General features: G+C 32.2%; 20 protein-coding genes. 4 read left to right on the forward strand and 16 right to left on the reverse strand.

Features of this window, described 5'->3' with window-relative positions:
* Positions 1-48 precede the first annotated feature (48 nt).
* The 6 genes from OZP08_RS10385 to murQ all read right to left on the reverse strand — a co-directional run bounded on the left by OZP08_RS10385 (position 49) and on the right by murQ (position 3669).
* Positions 49-816: a TerC family protein gene (locus tag OZP08_RS10385; RefSeq protein ID WP_268846023.1), complete on the reverse strand. Its 768-nt coding sequence runs from the start codon at positions 814-816 to the stop codon at positions 49-51.
* A 72-nt stretch (positions 817-888) separates the two neighbouring features.
* A complete protein-coding gene (locus tag OZP08_RS10390; protein WP_268846024.1) occupies positions 889-1263 on the reverse strand; it encodes a DNA topoisomerase IV in 375 nt (124 codons plus the stop codon).
* Between the two features lie 143 nt (positions 1264-1406).
* Positions 1407-1982, reverse strand: coding sequence for a DUF1572 domain-containing protein (locus tag OZP08_RS10395; RefSeq protein WP_268846025.1), 576 nt, complete (start codon positions 1980-1982; stop codon positions 1407-1409).
* Positions 1983-1984: 2 nt separating this feature from the next.
* Positions 1985-2557 carry a pentapeptide repeat-containing protein gene (locus OZP08_RS10400; RefSeq protein WP_268846026.1) on the reverse strand — a complete coding sequence of 191 codons (573 nt, stop codon included), beginning with the start codon at positions 2555-2557 and terminating at the stop codon, positions 1985-1987.
* Positions 2557-2775 carry a DUF6095 family protein gene (locus OZP08_RS10405; RefSeq protein ID WP_268846027.1) on the reverse strand — a complete coding sequence of 73 codons (219 nt, stop codon included), beginning with the start codon at positions 2773-2775 and terminating at the stop codon, positions 2557-2559. Before OZP08_RS10405 ends, OZP08_RS10400 begins: the two co-directional genes overlap by 1 nt.
* 78 nt (positions 2776-2853) lie before the next feature.
* Positions 2854-3669 carry an N-acetylmuramic acid 6-phosphate etherase gene (gene murQ / locus OZP08_RS10410; protein WP_268846028.1) on the reverse strand — a complete coding sequence of 272 codons (816 nt, stop codon included), beginning with the start codon at positions 3667-3669 and terminating at the stop codon, positions 2854-2856.
* Positions 3670-3949: 280 nt separating this feature from the next.
* On the opposite strand from murQ, the gene OZP08_RS10415 reads away from it, so the two are divergent.
* Entirely contained in the window at positions 3950-5098 is a 1149-nt protein-coding gene (locus tag OZP08_RS10415) for a helix-turn-helix domain-containing protein (RefSeq protein ID WP_281321783.1), read from the forward strand.
* 156 nt (positions 5099-5254) lie between these two features.
* Positions 5255-7642, forward strand: coding sequence for a TonB-dependent receptor (locus OZP08_RS10420; protein ID WP_281321784.1), 2388 nt, complete (start codon positions 5255-5257; stop codon positions 7640-7642).
* Between the two features lie 222 nt (positions 7643-7864).
* On the opposite strand, the gene OZP08_RS10425 is transcribed toward OZP08_RS10420, so the two are convergent.
* The 3 genes from OZP08_RS10425 to OZP08_RS10435 all read right to left on the reverse strand — a co-directional run bounded on the left by OZP08_RS10425 (position 7865) and on the right by OZP08_RS10435 (position 10007).
* Positions 7865-8200 carry a hypothetical protein gene (locus OZP08_RS10425; RefSeq protein ID WP_268846033.1) on the reverse strand — a complete coding sequence of 112 codons (336 nt, stop codon included), beginning with the start codon at positions 8198-8200 and terminating at the stop codon, positions 7865-7867.
* A gap of 374 nt (positions 8201-8574) precedes the next feature.
* On the reverse strand, positions 8575-9243 hold the full coding sequence (locus OZP08_RS10430) for a ZIP family metal transporter (protein ID WP_268846034.1): 669 nt from the start codon (positions 9241-9243) through the stop codon (positions 8575-8577).
* Complete coding sequence (locus OZP08_RS10435) at positions 9243-10007, reverse strand: class I SAM-dependent methyltransferase (RefSeq protein WP_268846035.1); 765 nt, start codon at positions 10005-10007, stop codon at positions 9243-9245. The genes OZP08_RS10430 and OZP08_RS10435 overlap by 1 nt, the downstream gene beginning before the upstream one ends.
* A 120-nt stretch (positions 10008-10127) precedes the next feature.
* Here OZP08_RS10435 and OZP08_RS10440 point away from each other — a divergent pair, with 120 nt between their 5' ends.
* Positions 10128-11291: a THUMP domain-containing class I SAM-dependent RNA methyltransferase gene (locus OZP08_RS10440; protein ID WP_268846036.1), complete on the forward strand. Its 1164-nt coding sequence runs from the start codon at positions 10128-10130 to the stop codon at positions 11289-11291.
* Positions 11292-11374: 83 nt separating this feature from the next.
* Here OZP08_RS10440 and OZP08_RS10445 read toward each other — a convergent pair whose 3' ends face one another.
* From OZP08_RS10445 to OZP08_RS10455, 3 genes are all read right to left on the reverse strand, one after another.
* The gene (locus tag OZP08_RS10445; protein WP_281321785.1) at positions 11375-12076 is read right to left on the reverse strand and encodes a gasdermin; all 702 of its coding nucleotides are present in this window, start codon (positions 12074-12076) and stop codon (positions 11375-11377) included.
* A 126-nt stretch (positions 12077-12202) separates the two neighbouring features.
* Positions 12203-13099, reverse strand: coding sequence for a glycoside hydrolase family 25 protein (locus OZP08_RS10450; protein WP_268846038.1), 897 nt, complete (start codon positions 13097-13099; stop codon positions 12203-12205).
* A 2-nt stretch (positions 13100-13101) separates the two neighbouring features.
* On the reverse strand, positions 13102-14553 hold the full coding sequence (locus tag OZP08_RS10455; protein ID WP_281321786.1) for a hypothetical protein: 1452 nt from the start codon (positions 14551-14553) through the stop codon (positions 13102-13104).
* 378 nt (positions 14554-14931) lie between these two features.
* Here OZP08_RS10455 and OZP08_RS10460 point away from each other — a divergent pair, with 378 nt between their 5' ends.
* Positions 14932-15168 carry a hypothetical protein gene (locus OZP08_RS10460; protein WP_268846040.1) on the forward strand — a complete coding sequence of 79 codons (237 nt, stop codon included), beginning with the start codon at positions 14932-14934 and terminating at the stop codon, positions 15166-15168.
* Positions 15169-15250: 82 nt separating this feature from the next.
* Here the strand turns inward: OZP08_RS10460 and OZP08_RS10465 are convergent, their stop codons facing one another.
* The 4 genes from OZP08_RS10465 to OZP08_RS10480 all read right to left on the reverse strand — a co-directional run bounded on the left by OZP08_RS10465 (position 15251) and on the right by OZP08_RS10480 (position 18558).
* Complete coding sequence (locus tag OZP08_RS10465) at positions 15251-16075, reverse strand: DUF6048 family protein (RefSeq protein WP_268846041.1); 825 nt, start codon at positions 16073-16075, stop codon at positions 15251-15253.
* Positions 16047-16586 carry a DUF6452 family protein gene (locus OZP08_RS10470; RefSeq protein ID WP_268846042.1) on the reverse strand — a complete coding sequence of 180 codons (540 nt, stop codon included), beginning with the start codon at positions 16584-16586 and terminating at the stop codon, positions 16047-16049. The genes OZP08_RS10465 and OZP08_RS10470 overlap by 29 nt, the downstream gene beginning before the upstream one ends.
* A 12-nt stretch (positions 16587-16598) precedes the next feature.
* Positions 16599-18011 (reverse strand): 23S rRNA (uracil(1939)-C(5))-methyltransferase RlmD, encoded by a 1413-nt coding sequence (gene rlmD, locus OZP08_RS10475; protein ID WP_281321787.1) that lies wholly within the window; start codon positions 18009-18011, stop codon positions 16599-16601.
* Positions 18012-18090: 79 nt separating this feature from the next.
* Positions 18091-18558, reverse strand: coding sequence for a hypothetical protein (locus tag OZP08_RS10480; protein WP_268846043.1), 468 nt, complete (start codon positions 18556-18558; stop codon positions 18091-18093).
* Between the last annotated feature and the right edge of the window lie 104 nt (positions 18559-18662).

The following is an 18662-nucleotide window of genomic DNA, read 5'->3' on the forward strand; positions in this document are numbered from 1 at the left end:
CAGTTACCGGAAGTAACTGTATTTTTTTTTTTTGATTGAACCTGTCAATTATTTCTTTTTGATTTTCATATTTATTATTTCTACAAATAAAGAGAACGAAATAGCAAAGTACAAATAACCTTTTGGGACAGGAGTTACATGACTACCAAAAATAAGTGCGTTTGATAAATGAGCACTTTCTGTAAGTAACATGAATCCGATTAAGATCAAAAAGGATAATCCCAAAATTTGGATAGATGGATGTCTGTTTACAAAATTCCCGACAGGAACTGCAAATTGCATCATAATTAAAACAGAGATTACTACTGCCGAAATCATAATAACCAAGGCACCTTCAACACCATTAGTCATCCCAACAGCAGTTAAAATACTGTCAAAAGAAAAAACCAAATCAATCATTATAATTTGCAAAAGCACACTCTGAAAGGATTTTGTTGCCGCTTTACTAATTTCTTTTTCCTCATGACCTCTTTCATCTACTTTCTCTCTGATTTCATTCGTGCTTTTATAAATCAAGAATAAACCTCCTAACAATAAAATAATACTTTGGCCAGTAACTCCAGCTTGTAGCCAGCTAAAATCAATAGTAAACCAAGGTTTTTTCATTTGAATTAAAAAATTAATTCCAAACAGCAATCCAATTCGCATAAACATAGCTAGAAACATTCCTATTTTGGTTGCTTTCTTGCGTAGCTCTACGGGTAATTTTCCAGTTGCGATTGAGATAAAAATGATGTTATCAATACCTAAAACAATTTCAAGAAATGTCAATGTTAATAAGGCAATCCACGCATCTGGGTTAAAAAATACTTCCATTTTATTTATTTGAGGGTTTAAAAAGTTATGAGTTAAGTGTTTTTGAAATCTAAATTTTGAGATCAGTTATTTTTAGTCTGAAATCTTTGTAACCGTCCCTTTTTGCTTAGAATCTACACCGATCATTCCGAATTCAAAGGTATAGGAATTTTTCGTTGTTGTCAAAATTTTCATATCAATTGCCTTCTCTTCAGCTTTGTTTTTTGGGTGTTTCTTTTGTAAAACATACTCGCAATCATTTACCCAACGAATTGTGGCTGTGTCAGTTTTGCCTTCAAAAGTTTCAATTTGAATACTGTCATTGCGTTCAAATAAAGTTGTTTTTTTAACACCATCTATTTCGTATTCAAACTTAAATTTCCCTGTTTTGAAGTCGGTACAGTTGCGTTCTGCATTATAGCAGGACATTAGTAGTAGTACAGGGAAAAACAACGCTATTTTTTTCATATATAATTTATTAGTATTATTTGGGGCAGTCTTTTTATATGTTTTGAGCTTTAAGCAATAGGCTATAGGCAGTAAGCTTTAAAAAGTATCATTGCTATGATTTTTGCCTACTGCTTATAGCCTATTGCTTACGGCTCTCTTTATTATTTCATTCTTCTAAATTCTTCTTCCGTAAAATTTTTAATCGTTTTCTCCTGTTTAAATTTATCCGCATTATAGCTATTCGATTTGTTTTTAGGGATAGACAAACTATTCCATTCGCTATTTTTTAGTTGTTTGGCATAAAAAATAATTTGTCCAATATGATACGGATAATGAGCCAATTGTCTGTTTATAGCTTCTATAACCGTATGACCTTCGTTTCTGATATAAATAATTTCAGAAAGTTGCCCAGGTTGTAAGCTGTCTAAAGCTGCGAACAAACAATCCCATCCAGTATTCCAAGCGGTTAATACTTCTTCTTTAGTATGTAAATCATTTTCAAACTCAGCATCGCGATTTCTGGTTTCTTTTTCTCCATCGGTAGTTAGAAAATCAGTCCAGCGTGACAACATATTGCCCGAAAGATGTTTTACAATTACGGCAATACTATTGGTGTCCTCATTTGTGGCCACAAAAAGTTGTTCTGGATTTAGTTGTTCCATGGCTTTTTCTCCTAGCATTTTATAGTAGAGAAATTGCTTTTTTACGCTTTCAAGATAAGAGGTAGTTGCATCCATAATTATTCAATTTTTATATCGTATTTATCTAAAAGACCTACGATTCCCTGCGTTGAAAATTTTGCTTTTTTCATCGGATTGAATTCTGGGTCTATCTTATAATTGTAGGCTGAGGTAAAATCGGCTCCAGCCAAAATTGTATCATTAAAAATAGCATTGTCTAAATTACAGTTTTCAAAAACAGAATTGGTCAAATTTGTCCCGATAAAAGTTACTTCTTTCATCGAACAGGAATTGAATTTGGTTTTGGGCATTTTTTTATTAGCGAATGAGCTATAATCCAAAACACTATCTTGGAATTGAACGTTGAACAAAAAATCTGCACAAGCCTGAAATTGAATTCCCAGAAGTTTGCAGTTTTTGAAATTAACGGTTTTTAAGCTTGTTCCCGCTAAATGGGTCATTGATAAATTGCAATCAATGAATTCGCAATCCATAAATGTACTATTGGAGAAATCACTATTAGTGAAATCACAGTTTTTAAAAGTACAATCTTCAAACTCTCGATTGTTAATCTTTTTATCAATGTAGATGACTTTATCGAATGTTTTTTGAACGTGAATCAGGTTTTCCATTAGTCGTTAAATATGCCTTTCATTATTATTTTTAAACCTACAAATATTAAATACATAGATGACAGACAAGCAATGATTCCAATGGCTAAAACCAAATAATGCCAATTGGTATGCTGGTTCATAAATGCATTATAAATCGCGGATGGACCTATAAACATAAGTGGTAATGCACCCGATAAATATTTGATTCCTTTTGTTAAGAGCTCTTTGTTTGCCATTTGTTTGATTGTTTAATCCTAATGCGAGTAATCTGTGATCTGTGATCTGTGATTTGTAATCTGAAATCTGAAATCTGTTTATTGTTTATTATAAAAATCAACCGCTTTCCTAACGCTTCCGTGTGTTTTTAATAATTCGGCTCCTTCTTCATAGCTTACTGGAATTTCTCCCATAATCATTTTTATACCACGGTCTACCAATTTGCTATTGCTCAATTGCATGTCTACCATTTTGTTTCCTTTTACTTTTCCCAGTTGTATCATGGTTGCAGTAGTAATCATATTCAGAACCATTTTTTGAGCAGTTCCAGCTTTCATTCTCGAGCTACCTGTTACAAATTCAGGTCCCACAATGACTTCAATTGGGAATTTAGCCGTTTGCGAAAGCGGACTTCCAGCATTGCAAGAAATACTCCCGGTACTAATATTTTTTTCATTACAAGCTTGTAAACCTCCAATAACATAGGGTGTAGTTCCAGAGGCTGCAATACCCACAACAACATCATTCTCGTTTACATTAAAAGCTTTTAAATCTTCCCAAGCTTGAGTAGCATTGTCTTCGGCATTTTCTACGGCTTTGCGAATGGCTGTGTCTCCACCGGCGATGATTCCAACGACTAAATCAAAAGGTACTCCAAAAGTAGGTGGGCACTCTGAAGCATCCAAGATTCCTAAACGACCAGATGTTCCTGCTCCTATATAGAATAATCGTCCACCCAATTTCATTTTGGCAACGATTTCGGTTACTAATGTTTCTATTTGGGGCAAGGCTTTTTCTACAGCAAGAGGGACCGTTCGGTCTTCTTGATTAATGTTAGAAAGTAATTCGGGAACGGACATTTTTTCTAAATGTTCGTATTTAGAGGATTGTTCGGTGGTTTTTGTAAAAGTCATTTTTCTTGTAATTGAACTACCCCAAAATTAATCTTTTTTATCGCAATCCCGAAATTTAGGAAGCAAAGTCGCAAAGATTTAAAAATCTTTTTTATAATATAAGCAATACAAGTTAAGATAACTTCTTTTAAAATGGTAGGCGACCAATATTTCTTCGCCTGTATCTCCAACGGATATATATTATAGAATTGTTTCTACAGTAATTCTCATTCAACGAATGTTTTTTTGAACTATTTTGAATGAACTAAAATATTATATTTGTTTAATAATTAAAAGATAAATGGATAAATTAAGTTTTTTGAACGGCATAGCAATGATGGCTGTTTTTGTTTCGCTACTTCTTGCTTTCTTTTTACTTACCGTAAAAACGAAAAACAAATTAGCAAACCAGCTATTTGCTTGTTTTCTTATTTTAACTGCTTTTGACCTCAGTGGGTTCTTTATTTACGACTATATTTATAATTACCTAAATTTTGAAATTTTCAGATGGACTGCTTGTTTATTGATTATGCCATTATTCTATCTGTATGTATTAGCCGTTTGTTATACTGATTTCCGATTGAAGCTGAAACATTTATTACACACAATTCCGTTTCTAATCATAAATTTAGTTTTAGTTCCTAGACTTTACTTATCAAATGGAGCAGAAAAAGAATACTTCTTTGAACATCATAATCAAATGTTTGAAATGTACTTTTTTCAGGTTTTAATTGAAGTTCAATACTTGTATTACATTATCAGTGTATTTATCATTTTGAAAAAGTATAAAGAAATTTACCTTGAAAATTACACGAATCCTAGTACTTCCACGTACAAATGGTTGTTTCAAATGACAGTTGTTTTTTTTACTGCGCATACCTTCGTAGTTTTCAAGAATTTATTGAGATATACAAATTACAATGAGGTATTTCTTTGGGCAAATGTAATCGTAGGAATGGTCGCTTTTTCCGTAACCTGCTGGTTTGTGTTAAAAGCCCTGAACTATCCTGAACTTTTTAGAGGAATTGACTCCAAAATAGTATTGACAAAAGATATCATTAACAAACCAGAAATCGATACAAATGTAACCGAATCAAAAAATGATCAGGACATCATTATTACTGATCAAATTGAATTGCTAAAAAAATATATGATAGACCAAGAGCCTTATCTTGCCCCATCTCTTACGATACAGGAACTCGCCAATCAAATCAATATACCCGTTCGTGATTTGTCGGTTTTGATTAATCATCATATGAATCAACATTTTTTTGATTTTGTGAATGAATACCGCATCCAAAAAGCAATGAATATTTTAAAAAATGAATCAAAAAACCATCTGACCATTTTAGAAATCTTATACGAAGTAGGTTTCAATTCAAAATCTTCTTTCAATACTTCATTTAAGAAATACACCGAGCTAACGCCTACAGCTTATAGAAACAGCTGATTATAAGTGATTTGTAAAAAGTCGAACTTTATAATAAAAAAGTCGAACCAATTTCATCTGTAGAAATTGGTTCGACTTTTTTTTGTCGGTCGCATTTCGAAAGTTTCTAAAGCAACTTTGCTTCAAATTAGTAAAGCAAATATAAATTTAGAAATTATGAAAAAAGCAAACCTGATTATTTTTTTATTGTTGCCTTTGTTCTGTCTAGCACAATCATCATTAAAATTAAAAGGAAAAGTATCCGATGCAACAACACCATTAGCATGGGCAAATGTAATAGTGTCAAATCCCGAGGGAAAAATCATTAATGGAGCCACAACTAAACGAGATGGTACTTTTGAGATAGACCTTAAAAATGGTTCCTATAAAATAAAGATTAGTCCTCTTGGATTCTCCGTATGGGAAAAAGACATCCTGATTGATAAAGACATCGATTTGGGTACAATTACACTGAAAGACAGTGCTACAAAACTTGTTGAAGTCGTTATTAAAACCCAAAGAAACACAATCGAACAGAAAATAGATCGTTTGGTTTATAATGTTGGAAACAATATTTCGACTGTTGGTGGCGATGCGCTAAGTGCTTTGAATACAGCTCCAGGAGTTGTGGTGCAAAGTAATTCTATAAACATATTGGGAAAAGGTGCATCACGAGTTATGATTGATGGACGTATGATTGAATTATCTGGAGAAGAACTCAATAGTTTTTTAAAATCAGTATCGGCAAGCGACATTAAGAATATTGAAATCATTAGCAATCCAGCTGCAAAATACGACGCAAGTGGCACTGGCGGACTCATTAATATTATCTTAAAAAAAGGCGCACCAGATTCTTGGAAAAACACCACGATGTTATCTTATGATCAGAATAAATATGGTATTTATACTTTAAGAAATAACTTTTTTTACAACAAAAAGAAGTTTCGATTTTCTGTAAGTGGTAATGGAAAATCAGGATACAGCAATGCAGTTGAAGATTTGTATCTCTATTTTCCAAATGGTCTGTCACATATGAGTAGCGAGTCGAAAATAAAAGAAGATAATCTTTCGGGAAAATTGGCATTGGATTATGATCTTTCAGACAAAACAACTATTGGTTTTCAGTATTTAAATGATAATAAGAATCCAGATTTCAAATCTGATATTGTCATTAAAAATTATAATACTTCAAATACGGTAGACAACATAATATTGAACAATGGTTTTAACAACAAGCAATCTGGTAATAAAACCTATAATGCCCATTTACTGACAAAATTAGATTCTTTAAATAGAAAATTTACAATTGACCTTGATTATTTCAATTACGATTCAAAATTTGATCGAGATTTCATAGCAAAAACATATTCGCCAGACATGTCATTCTTGGACATAAATCAGTCAGGAAGAAATATTTCACATCAGAATATTGATAACATGAGTGTCAAGGCAGATATGGAACATCCGCTTCAATTTGCAAATTTGGCTTATGGTTTTAAAGCAAGTTTTACAAACAGTAAAAGTGATGTACTCTATTTCAACACTATTACTGGAACTCCAGAATTAGACCCGAATCAATCTAATGTCTTTGAATACAAGGAAAACAATCAGGCCATTTATATCAATGGAGATAAAAAACTAAATGATAAATTCAAAATTCAATTAGGATTGAGACTTGAAAATACGCAAACAAACGGATATTCTGAAACCTTAAATCAGCAAACTGAAAATGACTATTTAAAATTATTCCCAACAGTTTATATCGCCTATAAAAAGAATGAGAACCATGATTTTAACTTCAATTACGGAAAAAGAATAAACAGACCTCGTTTTGACTTATTAAACCCTTTTCGTACGTATATCAACAGCAACAGTTATTCTGAAGGGAATCCATTTTTGAAACCCTCTTTTAGTGATAATTTTGAGTTTACACATTCTTACAAAGAGAAATTAAGAACCAATATTTTCTTCAATTTCATTACTGACGGTTACGGTGTTATATTCACATCAAACCCAACTACAAATACGCAAATTGTAACTCGGGAGAACTATTACAAAGGCTATTCATATGGTATAGGAGAGAGTTATTCGGCAAGTATCACAAGTTGGTGGGAAAATGAAAGCTCAATATATCTTTTAGGGTCGAAAACAAATTTCATAACGGATATCAATGCTACTCCAGCAAACAGTCCAGAGTTTGATTTTTCAACAAACAATACTTTTTTACTGAGCGAAACAACAAAGCTACAAGTAGATTACACATACAGTTCTCCGTATAAAAGTGGTTTGTATGCAGTGGGTTACATGTCAGGTTTAAATATCGCTTTAAGACAAGATTTCCTCAAAAAAAGTATGCAGGTAACCTTTTTAGTGAATGACATTTTTAATACCGCTTCTTTGAAAGACTTTGTCTCTGTTGTTAATGGCGTAAAACAAGTGTATAGCCAAAATGAAAGCAGTAGATTTCTCCGAGTTTCGTTAACCTATACTTTTGGGAATAACAAGATCAGCGAGAAACAAAGAAATTCTGGAAATGAAGAAGAGAAAAGAAGAGCGAGTAAATAATGGGTTTAGAAATTAATTTTAAAAAAAAAGGAATAAAAATGTTGAAGGGCTGTATTTGTTTAAGTTGTATTAATGAAGAAATTAATTGTGTAATAAGAAAAAAGTGTTCTTGTAAATTATCAAACAATTTCTAGAATTTAGAGGAATACAGCATTACTAATTTCTTTTGTTATTGTCCCAAGAATTGGTTGAAGGAAGGGGGGAAGAAAATTTTGAAAAGCTTTAGTCTTCTTTCTGAATAAGATTAATGGTTTTGACTTCTTCTCCGTTTGACTCTATAAGTACATTATGTAAACGTTCTGCCATTTTCTCGATACTATTTGTAATGGATTCGTAAACTAATTCCATTCTACGATGTTTTTCTTCTTTAACCGCCTTTAAAACATCTTCAACGAAAATTTTATCGTATTTCTCGGCAACAGAATCACGTGTATTAGTTAATCGTATCACAGAATCATTGCTCAATATTGTGACTTTAAAATGCTGCTCTTCGTTACTTAAATAGTATTTTCCACCCAATTCATCACAATTGATGTCTGTCGCGCTAATTTTCAGCAACTCTGTAATTATTCCAAAAATATGATTTTCTATATTGGAATAAACCTTAGGTTTTTTTCTAAAAATATTAAACATGGGAAAAGTTGTATATTAATGTTTTAAGTAGTTTTTTCTCCTCTTATTTTTCTGTGCATTTTTTATAATTTAGGGGCAGTATTATAAACACAGAAACTTCTTAAATAATATATACACACAAAATAATGCTAATATTTTTAATAATGCAAATTATTTAGATTGTATGCTGAAAAAACTAGATGATCGGATATAAGGTATTGGTTGCGTGTAAGATAATGGCTTCAATATGGCTTTGCATTAAATCAAAATCGAATTAATGAAAAGATTATTTAAAAAAGCTTTTTCGGGATTGTGTTTCCCTATATGAAATACGCCAAGGCTATTCCGATAACGATCATAGATACTTTGGCAATATTAAATTTATGTCCTTCGCTACTTTCAAAAATGATAGTAGATGAGATATGGAATAAGATACCAATAACTACAGCTGTAATTTGGGTATAATAGTCATTTAATTGTGGAATAAAATTAGAGGCAACAGTTCCCAGTGGTGTCATAACTGCAAATGTGATCATAAATGCAAAAATTGCATTTTTATTAAGACTGGCATTGATAAAAAATGTGGTCAAAATGATGGCAATAGGAAAATGATGAATTGCAATTCCTACGGCTAAATCATGATGATGACCTACAGGAAACCCTTCAAGAAAGGCATGTATGCAAAGACTGATGAACAGTAACCACGGGATTTGGTACATTTTGGCATGGCCATGAACGTGTCCGTGCTCGGCACCTTTGGAGAAAAATTCTAATATGATTTGGAATAAAATTCCAAGCATTATAAAAATTCCAATGTTACTGTTTTTGCTTTCATACACTTCAGGTAATAAGTGCATTACTGTAAGCGACAGTAAGAAGGAACCACTAAATGCCAATAGTAATTTTAGGTTGGTTTTGTTTTTAGGTTTTAAAAATAGAGCTAATATATAGCCTATTAGTACGGAAAGTAGGGGTAAAAGATAATTCATTATTTGAAAATCATGATTAATCGTTCGCTTTCGGTTTTGTGGAATTTTTTTAATTTATAATCGCCAAAAATATCCAATAGGAAAATGCCAGCTTCTTCCATCATTTCTTCGAAATCTTTAAGGGTTAGTGCTTTTACTTTTTCGGTGAAATGAAATTTTTGACCTTGATCTTCAAAATCAATTTCTTTGTAAATGTGACAGCCTTGTAGATAACGCTTGATATGAAAATTGATTCCATCAACGGTTTTTACTTCCTCTGGGACTAAAGTATTCAAGACGTTTGTGACATTCATAAAATCGATTACGGCAAAACCATACTCGGCTAAACTTTCTTTGATAGCCTTTAAGGTTCTTAGATTGTCCTCATCATTTTCGAAATAGCCAAAACTGGTAAACAAATTAAAAATTGCATCAAATTTATTTTCAAAGGGTTCACGCATATCGTGAACTATAAAATGCAAATTATCATTACTGTTTTTGTTAGCTTCTGCAATACTGTTTTCGGATAAATCAGCACCAATCACATTAAACCCTAATTGATTTAGGTAGATAGAGTGACGACCTTTTCCACAAGCCAAGTCAAGTACTTTGGCTTTTTCTGGAAGATTGAGGTAATGCGTTAGATTATCCATGAATAATTGAGCTTCCCTATAGTTTCTTTCTTTGTAAAGAATATGATAATAGGGGCTGTCAAACCATGAAGCAAACCAATTTTCAGTTTTTGGTGTTTCGTTATTTGCAGGTCGTTTATCTTCTTTAGACATTTATTCTTTTTCAATTAATTTAAGTCATGCAAATTTAGTGTATTTTTGCAGAAAATATACTATTTCAAATCGTTTAGGGTGTTTGAGATATGGAATTTAAATATCGGATTTTATAAAGAGATGGAGAATTTTAAGATGATTGCCAAAACCTTTTTTGGTTTTGAAGAAATACTGGCAAAGGAATTGCAAACGCTAGGCGCACAGGATGTGGAGCAGGGGGTGAGAATGGTGAGTTTTAAGGGAGATAAAGGATTTATGTACAAAGCGAATTTGTCTTTGCGTACAGCTTTGAAGATTTTAAAACCAATTTATTCTTTTAAAGCAAGAGATGAACAAGCTTTATATAAGGGAATTAGAGGAACAAATTGGTCTAAATATATTAATGCAAATCAGACTTTTGTGATTGATACAACGGTACATTCACCGTATTTTAATCACTCAGAATTTGTTTCTCAAAAATGTAAAGATGCAATTGTAGATCAGTTTCGTGAAAGAACAGGACAACGCCCGAGTATTGATAAAGCTTTTCCTGATTTGAGGATCAATATTCATATTGATAAAGATCAAGTATCAGTAGCTTTAGACACTTCTGGAAATTCATTGCACCAACGTGGTTATAGAACCGCTACTAATATTGCACCTATCAATGAGGTTTTGGCAGCGGGGATTTTGTTGCTTTCGGGTTGGGACGGTCAAGGTGATTTCTTGGATCCTATGTGTGGTTCTGGAACTTTTTTGGCAGAAGCTGCGATGATTGCTTGTAATATTCCCGCAAACATTAATCGTAAAGAATTTGCTTTCGAAAAATGGAATGATTGGGATAACGATTTGTTTAACAATATTACAGATAGTTTATTGAAGCGTGTTCGTGAATTTCATTACACTATAAAAGGGTATGATAAAGCACCATCTGCGGTTCAAAAAGCCAAAGATAATATAAGAAATGCCAATCTGGATGAATATGTTAAGATTGAAGATAGGAACTTTTTTGACACAGAGAAAACCTCTCAAGGAAAATTGCATATGGTTTTCAATCCGCCGTATGATGAGCGTTTGGATATTCATATGGAAGAGTTCTACAAAAATATTGGTGATACCTTGAAGAAGAATTATCCAGGAACAAATGCTTGGTTTATAACCGCAAATATTGAAGCATTAAAGTTTGTGGGATTGAAACCTTCGAGAAAAATAAAACTTTTTAATGCTAGCCTTGAAGCCCGTTTGGTAAAATACGAAATGTATGAAGGAAGCAAGAGAACGAAGTTCCAAAATGTTTCTGAATAGTTAGTTTTAAATACTAAAATTATAATCCCGATAATTGCTATTGTATTGATAGTTATTATCGGGATTTTTTTACTGTTTTTTTATTAGAAAAAGTTTCTATTGTCAGTTACTAAAATATGGTTTTTAAATTTTCCAGAATCAAAATCTAATCTGTTGGCTTTTACGGCAATAGGATAGTAGTCGCCAGTTTCTGCCGTCATTTTTATTTTTTTTTCTGAACTGTAACTAAAGTCAATTTTACCATCAACAATTTCAGTTAATTTTGCTTTTAATTCGGCTGATATAGTAGTATCCGTTTCTATTTCTACAATTAGATTTTTAGCAAATAAGACTCCGGTAACGATTATTACATCATTCTTATTTAGATTGTTAAGTAATAAATTATTTGGGTGTAAAAAATCTGAATTTGATAAGTAACTTTCTAGTGCGCCAATTTCAATTTCTTTTGAAACAGAATTGTCATAGCTTATGGTTACACTTTTGCCACTTTTGATTTCTGCAGATAAATCAATATTTGATAATCCAATAGATTTCAATATATCATCTAGTACTGTGATTCCTAAATTAAAATTGAATTCATTTTTTGTTGTTGATGTTACTTTTAAAGCATCATTGGTGAATACTGGTAGATTAACGTCACTGACAAAAGCATAATTTAACTGGTCATAATACATTTGAATTTTATCAAAATCCTTTTTTAACCACAATTGAGTTAATTTATGGTTTCTTACCGGACTGTCTATAAGATCATATCCTACTTTTTTTAAGCTACTTGTTAAATCCATACTATGTTGTTTTTGGGCCTACTCTATATCCTCTTTTCGGCTTACGAGGTATTGTATTGTAAACTGGATAATCTTTACCTGATGATTAAAAGTTGGGAAGGCTTTCTCATTTTCGGTTTATTTTAATCAAACTAAAATATCATTTTTCATAATATTAATATCAATTTTTGCATTGGTACCAAGTATGCCATTTTCTGTGTATTGCCATATTGCCCAATCCTTCCATCCATTTGGGATTCCTACTTTTGTACAATCAGGATTTGAAGGGTAATAGGACATCCATAATTTGATGTTTTGTAAATTATGATTTTTAGGTAGTTTCCTGTCTAGATATTCTTTTCGACTATAGATTATTGGTGTTATTCCTGTTCTTTCTGTAATTAAATCAACAAATGTGGTAATCCATTGTAAATATGCTTTTGGCTGTAATGGAGTATCCCAATTTTGTTGGTCTTCCAGGTCAAGTACAAGAGGCAAATGCGGATTGGGTAACTTTGATATAATTGTCAGCGCTTCATTTGCTTCAGCTTTTGCATCGCTTTCGACCGTTCCTCCGTTTCGGCTGTCTGGACGACAGAAATGATAGTACCCAATTTTGAAATCTTTGGAAAAAGCATTCAAGGCGTTCTCTTTGGCTTTAGCATCTGGGGTACCAACACCTTCTGATATTTTAATATATACAAAACTTGCACCTCCATTTTTTAAGGAATCCCAATCAATTTTCCCGTTGTGGTGTGATACATCTACTCCCAATTTGTAATTTTCAGGAAGGTTGATTGGTAAACGAACCAATGGCGAGGTTGTCGAAGTGGTTAGTTTCATTAATCCACCAGCCCAATAATATTGGTTTTGTTTGTCTCTATACCATTTTCCTATACTGGGATTAGGAGTATTTAGAGTTTCTTCCAATTCTAATATTAATCCTTCATTAACGGTAGTTATGATGTTGCTTTTATCTTTTATATCTGCTACCGGTGCTTTGCGCACATTAAGTTTTGGTACTATCACTTTATATTGTTCCATAATTATCCTATTGCTTCTGGGTTAGATGTATTATTTACGGTTACCTGAACTGGTGGTGTGGTTGGATTAGGAGTTGTGTTATTTTCTACACCTGGATCTTCTTTTTTGCCGGAAGCTCTAAGTTTAATCAGTCTTTGTAATAAATCGAACCAAAATGGAGCACCTAGACAAATCCCAAAGGCAAGTAATAGAAATCCTAGGGGTTTTCTTCCTTTGTAGAAATTTGAAGCAACATAACCTACTTTTAGCTTATACCAATGGTTGTCATATAATGCTAACATTGCTGCATGATTATAAATTGCTGCTGAATCTTTAATTTTTTTGGGAGGTATTACTATATGTTTTTTTACTGTATCGTGTAGTTTTTCTAACTCACAAATGTATTTTTTTACGGTGGTAACACTATCCTGTTTTAAGCCATAGTCACCCCAGCCTAGAGCTAATAAATTATTGGCTTCTTTGACTCTGCCGTTTAATTGTGCTTTTATTTTTTCGACTTCATTTTTATAATCTGCATATGATAAGCTATCGTTTTTTGTTTCGCTGTTGGGATTTAAAATTTGATTTGAAGAGCCATTATCATTGATTTTTTGTACTCTTCTGTCATTCTTTAATTCTTCAACACTTTTTATAGACATCTCGATTAGCTTTTCTCTAGCGTCTTTGTCAGTACTAAGTTTTCCTGCTATATCAATAATGCTAACATTAAAGGTTATTGCTATAATTAATCCAATAAAGAACAAAGCAAATTGTGTCTGTCTTTTATACCAGCCACTAATTCTGTTCATGCTGTCATCATACCATGTTTCTAATTGTGTTGCAAATGTTTCAATATTTTGATAGCTTTTATCAAGATATAATGCAAAAATCTGTAAGATCTCTGGATCAATATACATTTCATTAGCCTTGAATTCTTCTTTAAACTTTGTGATGTCTATACTTTGAAGATATTTTACCAAATATTGTATTTTGATTATAGTTGGCGCATTTTCTAAATCAATAGTATTTGTAGTGTCGTTTTCTTTTACATATTTTAAAATATTTTCCTTGTGGCTTTCCCAGTATTTCTCTAAAACATCGATTAGTATGGTTGAGAAATTTTCTTTTGGGATATAGGATGGTATTGAAAATCGATCACTGGAACCATAATTTTTTATAATAGGATGGTTGTAAAATGTATTTCCTAATTTTCCTTTTTGTTTTGGTCTGTAACCAATTATTAAGGAACCGAATTCCTTAAAGATATTTCCTATCGTCTTTAAAATACTTTTCCAAAGCCATTCTTTCTGTTTTGAATTAGATAACATCCCATCAACAATGCCTTTTTTTAGCATTCTTGCTCTTAAACTAAATAATGTTGCTATGGCTTCATTAATTGATGTGGCTAATAAACTATAGAGTAGAAAAATAAAAACTAATCCAATTGTTGTGTCTAATACAGGGGAATTTATCATAATTATTAGGTTTGTTCTTTTATATTTTAAATTTCATAGTGTTAGTAATAGAATAATTTATGAGCATAAGAATATGTTTTTTGATTATGCATATTTCTTAGCCAGTTTTAGTTTATTCGTGAATTAGAATGTGGTGGATGGGTTTTCTAATTGCAAATGGATTCAAATGATAATCAGTTGAATATGGGATTTGTTTTTGGAATTAATAAAGTTAAAATATAATTTGATATAAAATATAGAGAAGTTAATTATTGTTAAAATTTAGTTAATTGAAAGTTTTTTTAGATATTAATTAAAGCCTGGAAATAAATTATAGTTTTTTCTGAGAATTCTATTGATTTTCAATTAATTTTGAAAATCATAATTAAATACAATAAAATGACAAAATTACAAGTAAGAGCATTTCTATATAATCTAGGTTGCTTTGCAATATTGTTTATCTCATTCCGCTATTTGGTGGAGCAGTATACCAATTTATCAGGTTTTTGGATTCCTATGACGGCTTTTGTGGCTGGAACTCTTTTGTCTCCAAAATTTCAAGCAGCAAAGACCAAAGACGGTGAAAAATTATTCATGTCTTGGTTGTTTATAAAAGGGATTAAGGAAATAGGTTAATCGACATAGATTATATAAAAAAAGGAGTAAAATTGAATCTGTAAATTCAATTTTACTCCTTTTTTTAGAAATAAACTTTTATTTATTTTTTAGGTGCTGTTGTTGTTTTTGGCGTAACTTTCTTTTTGTAGAGAGGGACAAAATAGGAAACAGTATAATTAAAACCTGCTCCAAAACTTCCATCATAGGTTCTGTTAAATCCAGGAATATACAGATTCTCAAAATTACCAGGCTCTACATTTGTAACCAGTACTTTTAATTGTAAACTAAAACCAACATATACATTATTAAATACTTTTACATTTACACCTGCTGCAACTTCAGCCCAACTAGCGGTTAATCCGTTGTGAATTTCTCCTGAAATTATACTTGGCGCTTTCCCAAAATATGGATTGGGATTATAGATGTCGTAATTGTTTAATTGCTCGCTAAATGTACTGAAGCCATAGCGTACTCCAAGAGTGATTAGATTTTCCATATCCAACCAATTCGTGTAAACATTGTAATCAAAACCTACTTTTGCATAAGATCCTTTAGTTGTAGTGTTCAATTGGGGATCGTCTACTGTGATTTTTTCATTACCAATCTCTCCAAACAAATAATACTTCTTTGTTAATCTATAATCACCAACAAAAGCAATTCCTTTGTAGTCAGAATCGTAAAGAGAACGAGCAACTTTGTATAAATCGACCCCTACAATCAGTCCATAACGATCTGTTTTGGGAGGAATACTGTCTTTTTTTACTGCTTCTAATTTTTTTTCAGTTTTTTTCTGTGTAGTTGTTGCTGTTTCTGCTTTTTTAGGCTCTTGTGGAATACCAACGCTAGTGTTCAATTCTTGAGCTTGCACAAAAAACAATGAAAACAGAAAGAAAAAACTAAAAGTATATTTTAACGATTGTTTCATTTTCGTATGTTATGTTAGTTTGTGCCACTATCAGATATCGAATCCACTTTTCGTCTGCAGGAGTTGAATCTGTTAGTATGTAAGGATTACTTTGATCTAATTTAAAAATGGTTTTGAAACCACAAGCTCTGGAAACATAAATATTTTCTCGAGTATATTTAAATTCCAAATTATCTTCGTTTACAATCAAAGGATTTTTATCGCCATAATTCAAAATAAACTTATACTTGACAACATCAGCATCTGTCTTCAATGGAAGTAATATACTGTTACCATTAGCCAAATATTTAGCGTCATCAATTCCTGTAGGATTCAAAATTACTCCTTGACTCATTCCTTCTCCAATGACTTTTAAATTCTTTACGTTTCTTTGTTGTGATGGAGTGGTGATGTCGTAAAACTTAATAAGCATCCTAGGTGTGGTAGGTGTAGCTGGATCACAAATATCATCCGGTTCACAACTGGATGACGCGAAGCCGAGAATCAATAAAAAAGCAATTATTTTTTTCATCTATAAGTTGGCTTATCTTTTTTCCAAAAGGACTACATTTTCAACATGATGTGTTTGTGGGAACATATCTACTGGTCTCACTCGTGTTACCTTGTATTTTTCATCCATTAATGCTAAATCTCTTGCTTGTGTAGCTGAGTTACAACTTACATAAACCACTCTTTCAGGAGCAATTTTTATAATTTGTTCAATTACGTCTTTGTGCATACCATCTCTAGGAGGGTCTGTGATAATTACGTCTGGATGACCGTGTTGTGCGATGAAACTATCGTTGAAAACCACTTTCATGTCTCCTACAAAGAACTCACAATTCGTTATTTCATTGCGCTCCGCATTCAATTTAGCATCTTTAATTGCTTCAGGTACACTTTCTACTCCAATAACTTTTTTCGCTTTTTTAGACACGAATTGAGCTATTGTTCCAGTTCCGGTATATAAATCATATACGATTTCGTTTCCGGTGAGTCCAGCAAAATCTCTGGTTATTTTGTACAATTCATAGGCTTGATCCGAGTTGGTTTGGTAAAAAGATTTAGCATTGATACTAAATTTTAATCCTTCCATTTCTTCCAAGATGTAATCTCTTCCTTTGTACAATTTTATGTCGGTGTCGTATAAAGTGTCGTTTGCTTTATTGTTAACCACATATTGTAATGATGTAATTTGAGGGAATTTCGCGTATAGGTGATCCAGAATCAATTCTCTGTTGGCTTTATCATCTTCAAAAAACTGAATCAAAACCATGATTTCTCCTGTAGATGCCGTTCTTAACATCAAGGTTCTTAACAAACCTTCATGGGCTCTAGGATTAAAGAAAGTCAAGCCATGCTCATTAGCAAAAGCACGAACTTCATTACGAATTGCATTTGATGGGTCTTCTTGTAAATGACATTTGTTGATGTCAAGGATTTTGTCCCACATTTTTGGAATATGGAAACCAAGGGCATTCCTGTTTCCTAAATCTTCATCGCTTCCTATTTCGGCTTCGGTCAACCAACGGCTGTTCGAAAACGAAAATTCCATTTTATTTCTATAAAAAAACTTTTTTTCTGAACCTAAAATTGGTTCAAATTCAGGAAGTTCTATTTTGCCAATGCGTTGCAAATGGTTTTGTACCTCATTTTGTTTGAAGAACAACTGTTGGTCGTAATTCATGTTTTGCCATTTACAACCACCACAAACACCAAAGTGTTCGCAAATTGGGTCCACGCGATGCTCTGATAATTCATGAAAATGAACCGCTTTTCCTTCATAATAAGCTTTACGCTTCTTGAAAGTTTGCACATCTACCACATCCCCAGGAACCACATTTGGGATAAAAATTACTTTTCCGTCGGGAGCTTTTGCCACCGAAACGCCTTTTGCACCAGCATCAAGGACTTTTATTTGATGAAAGACAACTTTGTCTGTATTTTTCTTTGCCATAGCGCAAAAATAAGGCTTTGGATTTATTTATGGTTTTTAATTCTAATTTTTTTTTATAAAAATCAAGTGAAGAGAGTGTTTACTCAAAATTATCTTTCCAGTCTTTGGTAGCAATTGCTGATGCCTTATTTTCTGCATTCATCGTTACACGAAGTTCCTTATTTGCTTTAGCGTATTCAAAAAGTGCCTTGAACCGAAACACATTGGTATTGTCGGTTTTGTTAGGCATCATTTCTATAAATTCAAGATCCTTAAATTGACCATACTTCAAGTTGTATTTTACGCAAATCTGTTTTACGTTTTTTGGGGTTGAGTTCGCTATGACTTTTTCTGTAGCTTCATTAGGTGTAAATGGTTTGAATTTAGAGGTGTTGCAGGCCGTTAAGATTCTTTTACCTAAGTCATAAGCCTTATTTTTTTGCACTTCTTCTTCTGCACTCATTTCCTTAGGAAGAACACTTCTTCCTTCGGTAGATTTCGCATTTATATTTTTGGATTTACAGCCCAACAACGAAATTATACAGCATAGTATGATTACTTTTTTCATAATATGTAAATTTTATTGATTTTATCGACAGTATATATGATGATTGTCAAATTGTATTCGAGGCTTATAATTTTTTTAAAATCGATAGTGTATCTTACTGTAAT

Source organism: Flavobacterium aestivum (assembly GCF_026870175.2).
GTDB lineage: Bacteria > Bacteroidota > Bacteroidia > Flavobacteriales > Flavobacteriaceae > Flavobacterium > Flavobacterium aestivum.

What these genes read in the sequence shown, in the direction of transcription:
- OZP08_RS10395 (WP_268846025.1), bottom strand. Translation starts at nt 1,982, where the DNA reads ATGGATGCAACTACCTCTTATCTTGAAAGCGTAAAAAAGCAATTTCTC.
- OZP08_RS10390 (WP_268846024.1), bottom strand. Translation starts at nt 1,263, where the DNA reads ATGAAAAAAATAGCGTTGTTTTTCCCTGTACTACTACTAATGTCCTGC.
- rlmD (WP_281321787.1), bottom strand. Translation starts at nt 18,011, where the DNA reads ATGGCAAAGAAAAATACAGACAAAGTTGTCTTTCATCAAATAAAAGTC.
- murQ (WP_268846028.1), bottom strand. Translation starts at nt 3,669, where the DNA reads ATGACTTTTACAAAAACCACCGAACAATCCTCTAAATACGAACATTTA.
- OZP08_RS10455 (WP_281321786.1), bottom strand. Translation starts at nt 14,553, where the DNA reads ATGATAAATTCCCCTGTATTAGACACAACAATTGGATTAGTTTTTATT.
- OZP08_RS10435 (WP_268846035.1), bottom strand. Translation starts at nt 10,007, where the DNA reads ATGTCTAAAGAAGATAAACGACCTGCAAATAACGAAACACCAAAAACT.
- OZP08_RS10450 (WP_268846038.1), bottom strand. Translation starts at nt 13,099, where the DNA reads ATGGAACAATATAAAGTGATAGTACCAAAACTTAATGTGCGCAAAGCA.
- OZP08_RS10400 (WP_268846026.1), bottom strand. Translation starts at nt 2,557, where the DNA reads ATGGAAAACCTGATTCACGTTCAAAAAACATTCGATAAAGTCATCTAC.
- OZP08_RS10480 (WP_268846043.1), bottom strand. Translation starts at nt 18,558, where the DNA reads ATGAAAAAAGTAATCATACTATGCTGTATAATTTCGTTGTTGGGCTGT.
- OZP08_RS10385 (WP_268846023.1), bottom strand. Translation starts at nt 816, where the DNA reads ATGGAAGTATTTTTTAACCCAGATGCGTGGATTGCCTTATTAACATTG.
- OZP08_RS10465 (WP_268846041.1), bottom strand. Translation starts at nt 16,075, where the DNA reads ATGAAACAATCGTTAAAATATACTTTTAGTTTTTTCTTTCTGTTTTCA.
- OZP08_RS10430 (WP_268846034.1), bottom strand. Translation starts at nt 9,243, where the DNA reads ATGAATTATCTTTTACCCCTACTTTCCGTACTAATAGGCTATATATTA.
- OZP08_RS10420 (WP_281321784.1), top strand. Translation starts at nt 5,255, where the DNA reads ATGAAAAAAGCAAACCTGATTATTTTTTTATTGTTGCCTTTGTTCTGT.
- OZP08_RS10440 (WP_268846036.1), top strand. Translation starts at nt 10,128, where the DNA reads ATGGAGAATTTTAAGATGATTGCCAAAACCTTTTTTGGTTTTGAAGAA.
- OZP08_RS10445 (WP_281321785.1), bottom strand. Translation starts at nt 12,076, where the DNA reads ATGGATTTAACAAGTAGCTTAAAAAAAGTAGGATATGATCTTATAGAC.
- OZP08_RS10460 (WP_268846040.1), top strand. Translation starts at nt 14,932, where the DNA reads ATGACAAAATTACAAGTAAGAGCATTTCTATATAATCTAGGTTGCTTT.
- OZP08_RS10470 (WP_268846042.1), bottom strand. Translation starts at nt 16,586, where the DNA reads ATGAAAAAAATAATTGCTTTTTTATTGATTCTCGGCTTCGCGTCATCC.
- OZP08_RS10405 (WP_268846027.1), bottom strand. Translation starts at nt 2,775, where the DNA reads ATGGCAAACAAAGAGCTCTTAACAAAAGGAATCAAATATTTATCGGGT.
- OZP08_RS10415 (WP_281321783.1), top strand. Translation starts at nt 3,950, where the DNA reads ATGGATAAATTAAGTTTTTTGAACGGCATAGCAATGATGGCTGTTTTT.